This window comes from Candidatus Dormiibacterota bacterium (assembly GCA_036495095.1).
GTDB lineage: Bacteria > Chloroflexota > Dormibacteria > Aeolococcales > Aeolococcaceae > CF-96.
This window is the reverse complement of record DASXNK010000127.1, coordinates 1-3934: the sequence shown is the minus strand read 5'-3', so window position 1 is coordinate 3934 and position 3934 is coordinate 1. Positions and strand designations below refer to the sequence as shown.

Annotated in this window: 3 protein-coding genes, 1 tRNA gene and 2 rRNA genes; all 6 read left to right on the top strand. The window is 75.2% G+C overall.

What is annotated here, in order from left to right:
* Positions 1-433: ribosomal RNA gene (locus tag VGL20_13425) — 23S ribosomal RNA — on the top strand; the annotation flags it as partial.
* A gap of 212 nt (positions 434-645) precedes the next feature.
* A 5S ribosomal RNA gene (gene rrf, locus VGL20_13420) occupies positions 646-762 on the top strand.
* Positions 763-839: 77 nt separating this feature from the next.
* The gene (locus tag VGL20_13415) at positions 840-2132 is read left to right on the top strand and encodes an ATPase, T2SS/T4P/T4SS family (protein ID HEY2704678.1); all 1293 of its coding nucleotides are present in this window, start codon (positions 840-842) and stop codon (positions 2130-2132) included.
* Positions 2129-2935 carry a hypothetical protein gene (locus VGL20_13410; protein HEY2704677.1) on the top strand — a complete coding sequence of 269 codons (807 nt, stop codon included), beginning with the start codon at positions 2129-2131 and terminating at the stop codon, positions 2933-2935. Before VGL20_13415 ends, VGL20_13410 begins: the two co-directional genes overlap by 4 nt.
* The gene (locus VGL20_13405) at positions 2932-3723 is read left to right on the top strand and encodes a type II secretion system F family protein (protein HEY2704676.1); all 792 of its coding nucleotides are present in this window, start codon (positions 2932-2934) and stop codon (positions 3721-3723) included. The genes VGL20_13410 and VGL20_13405 overlap by 4 nt, the downstream gene beginning before the upstream one ends.
* Positions 3724-3788: 65 nt before the next feature.
* Positions 3789-3875: transfer RNA gene (locus VGL20_13400), tRNA-Leu, on the top strand.
* Positions 3876-3934 lie beyond the last annotated feature (59 nt).

Here is a 3934-nt window from a genome sequence, read left to right as displayed (position 1 = left end):
AAGAGTTCACATCGACGGCAAGGTTTGGCACCTCGATGTCGGCTCGTCGCATCCTGGGGCTGGAGTAGGTCCCAAGGGTTGGGCTGTTCGCCCATTAAAGCGGTACGCGAGCTGGGTTTAGAACGTCGTGAGACAGTTCGGTCCCTATCCGCCGTGGGCGCAGGAGATTTGAGGGGAGCTGACCTCAGTACGAGAGGACCGGGTTGGACGGACCGCTAGTGCACCGGTTGTTCCGCCAGGAGCACCGCCGGGTAGCCATGTCCGGATGGGATAAGCGCTGAAAGCATCTAAGTGCGAAGCCCACCCCAAGATTAGATCTCCCACCGGGTTAACCGGGTAAGACCCCAGCTAGACCAGCTGGTTGATAGGCCGCAGGTGTAAGGGTGGCAACACCTTGAGCTGAGCGGTACTAATCGGTCGAGGGCTTGACCTCCTATCCCACTTTTCAGCGACTGACGCCGCCGTGCAGGTCACGGCGGTCACGCGCAGGGTGGTCGCCCACAGCGTTCGTGAAGAAGCGCTCTCGCAGACATGCCTCCGGTGGCTCGCTGACGTGGCGACCCGACCGGAGGCGTGGTCGCCCGCGCGTGCCGGTCCGTCCGGTGGGTCGGGGGCGATCACCCAGTACTTCTTTGAAAGAAAGTACTCGGTGACGATAGCGGCGGGGAGACACCTGTTCCCATCCCGAACACAGCAGTTAAGCCCGCCAGCGCCGATGGTACTGCCCTGGCAACGGGGTGGGAGAGTAGGTCATCGCCGAGTACTTCTTTTTTTTGGCCGCCGGCCGGTCCGGCGGTCCGTGGTTGACCACCACCACAGGATTGTGTATGGTCGCGGCCATGGATACACAAGCCTGTGGTGAGGGCCGCGGGTCCTGGCGCCGCGGCCGCCGCTCCGGTCGCGCGGACGCGCCCGGGACCGAGCTCGACGACCTCCGGCGCCGGGTCCTCGAGGAGGTGCCGGAGCTGGCCACGCTGCCTCCTCTGGAGCGCCGGCTGCGGGTCGCGGCCGTGGCCGGCCGTGCGCTCGGCGCCGGCGGGGGAGGGGCGGGCCCGGCAGCACGGCTGCTCGACGTGGTCGACGAACTCACCGGGCTCGGCCCGCTCGAGGCGCTCCTCGCCGACACCTCCGTGACCGAGATCATGGTGAACGGTCCCGACCAGGTCCACGTCGAGGTGGGTGGCGAGCTGCGTCCCAGCTCGGTGCGCTTCCGCGACACCGACCACGTCCTCGCGGTCGTCCACCGGCTGCTGAGCGGCACCGGGCGGCGCATCGATGAGGGGGCTCCCCTGGTCGACGCCCGGCTCGAGGACGGCAGCAGGATCAACGCCGTGCTGCCGCCGGTGGCCTGCGGCTCTCCGCTGCTGACCATCCGCCGCCCGCCCCGCCGGCGGCTCGGCGTCGCGGAGCTCATCGAGCTGGACGCGGTCGACTCCACCACGGTGGCGTTCCTCCACGCCGCGGTGCTGGGGCGCTGCAACCTGGTGGTCACCGGCGGCGCCGGCTCCGGGAAGACCACGCTGCTCGCCGCCCTCTGCGAGCTGGTGCCCGAGGACCAGCGGCTGCTCGTCCTCGAGGACGTGGCCGAGATGAGCGCGTGCCATCCGCACCTCGTCCACCAGCAGTGCCGTCCCTCCGCTCCCGACGGGGGACGCGAGGTCACCCTGCGCGACCTGGTGCGCAACGCCCTGCGCATGCGTCCCGACCGGCTGGTGGTCGGAGAGGTCCGCGGCGTCGAGGTGGCGGACATGCTCGCGGCGATGAACACCGGGCACGCCGGGTCGATGACCACCCTCCATGCCAACAGCGCCACCGACGCGATGACTCGCCTCGAGGCGATGCTCGCCATGGCCCTGCCCTCGGTCGGCGGCGACTCCCTCCAGCGCTGGATCGCGTCGGCGATCGACCTGGTGGTGCACTGCGAGCGCCGCGCCGGCGGCCACCGGCAGGTCGCCGAGGTGGTGGCGGTCGACGCCGGCGAGGACGGGCGGCCCCAGCTCACCACCGTGTGCGCTCGCGCCGGCGGCGCCCTCCGCCCCGCCGGCGCCACCCCGGACCGGTGCCTGGCGCGGATGCGTCATCACGGCGTGCGGTTCCCGGTGCGGCTGCTCTCCGATCGAGGTGTGGCATGAGCCGCAGGGGGCGGCTTGGCGCCCGTGCGGGCGACGCCTACGACCGCTCCCGCGCCGGCCGGCGGCTGGCGGGCCGGCTCCACCGCGCGATGATCGACACCACCCCGGCGCGCTGGCGGCTCGGCCAGGTGATGGTGGCGGGGCCGCTGGCGCTGCTCACGATCGCTGTGTTCGGCGCCGGCGCCGGGCTCGTCATCGCCGCCGGGGCCGTGCGCACCGGTGGCCGCCTGGCCCTGCGCGCCCGCGCCGGCCGCCGCGCGAACGCGCTCGAGCGGGGCGCCGCCGTGCTCGCCCGCTGCCTGGGGGCCGAGCTCGCAGCCGGCGCCTGCGCCGAGGATGCGCTCGCCGCCGCGGCCGCCTCGCTGCCCGCCACCGACCGGCCGCTCCGCGCCGTGGCCGGTGCCGCGCTGGTCCGCAGCACGCTGGGGGAGGCGCCCGGCGCCGCGCTCGGCGCCGCAGCCGCCGAGTCCGGCGGGGAGGCACGGGGCCTCGCCGCGGTGGCGGCGCTGCTCGCCCTGCACGGCGGGGCGGGGGGTGACCCCGGCTCGTTCGATCGCCTGGCCGAGGCGCTCGACGCCGCCATCGCCACCCGTGACGACGCCCGCGCGTTGACCGCGGAACCACGACTGGTCGCCGCCGCCGTCCCTGCCCTGGCCGGGGTGCTCGGGATCACCCTCGTCCTCACCGAGCCGGCCATCGCCGCCGGTGTGACCGCACCGCTTCCCGCGGGCGTGCTTGGTGGCTGCGCCGCGGTGGCGCTGGGGGGCACCGTGGTCGCCCGGCGCCTGGCGGCGGTCGGGTGAGCGCCGCGGCGCCGGCCCGGGCCTCGCGGGCGCAATCCGTGGGCACGTGGCTGCGCCGGCCGGGGGACGGCGCCCTGGCCGCCCGGGCGCTGCTGCTCGCGCCCGGCTCGCCCGCGGTGCGGCTGCTCACCGCGTGCGCCGGCGGGCGCGGTCCCGAGGCGGCCCTCGCCGGGGTGCGCCTGGGTGCCGTCCTCGCCGCCGCCGCCGTGTGCCTCGCGGTGGCGGTGCTCGCCGGTCCACTGCTGCTCCTGGCGGTGCTTCCGGTGGGCGCGGCCGCGGGCGTGCTGCCCGGACTGGCGCTCCGCGGGGCGGCCCGGCGTGGTGCCGAGGCGGCGGCGGGGGCGCTCCCGGTCGCCCTCGAGCTCGCCGCGGCGGCGCTGGCCGCCGGCCTGCCGATCGACCGCGCCCTGACGATCGCGGGCGCCTGCACCGACCCGGCGCTGGAGCGGCTGCTGGCCCGGACCGCGGCGCGGGCGGCCGCCGGAGAACCGGTGGCGGCCGCCCTCGCCGAGGCGGCGCGCGCCGGCGGGGTCGAGACCCTCGCCACCGTCGCCGCGCTCGCGGGCCGCCGTCAACGCCTCGGCCTTCCCCTGGCGTCGCAGCTGCTCGCCGTCGCCGGCTCGACCCGTGCCCGGGCCCGCGCCGAGACCCTCGCCATGGCGGGGCGGCGGGGCCCGCTGGCGAGCCTGGTCACCGCCACCGTCGTCGCCCCGGCCTGCGCCCTCGGCCTTCTCTGCGTGGTGCTCGCCGGGCTGCTGGCGGGCGGCCGCATCCCCGGGATCGGCTGATGTCGCGCTCCCGCGACGGCGGGCCGGAACGCCGTGGCCGCGCGTGTAGAATCGCCGCGCTGCCTGCCGAGGTGGTGGAATAGGTAGACACGCCAGCTTGAGGGGCTGGTGGGCGCAAGCTCGTCGGGGTTCGAGTCCCCGCCTCGGCACCACGGCGAACTGAGATCGTCCGCGACGCATGGGCATTGATCGGTCGGCGCCGGCCGGCGCC

What these genes read in the sequence shown, in the direction of transcription:
- VGL20_13415 (HEY2704678.1), top strand. Translation starts at nt 840, where the DNA reads ATGGATACACAAGCCTGTGGTGAGGGCCGCGGGTCCTGGCGCCGCGGC.
- VGL20_13410 (HEY2704677.1), top strand. Translation starts at nt 2,129, where the DNA reads ATGAGCCGCAGGGGGCGGCTTGGCGCCCGTGCGGGCGACGCCTACGAC.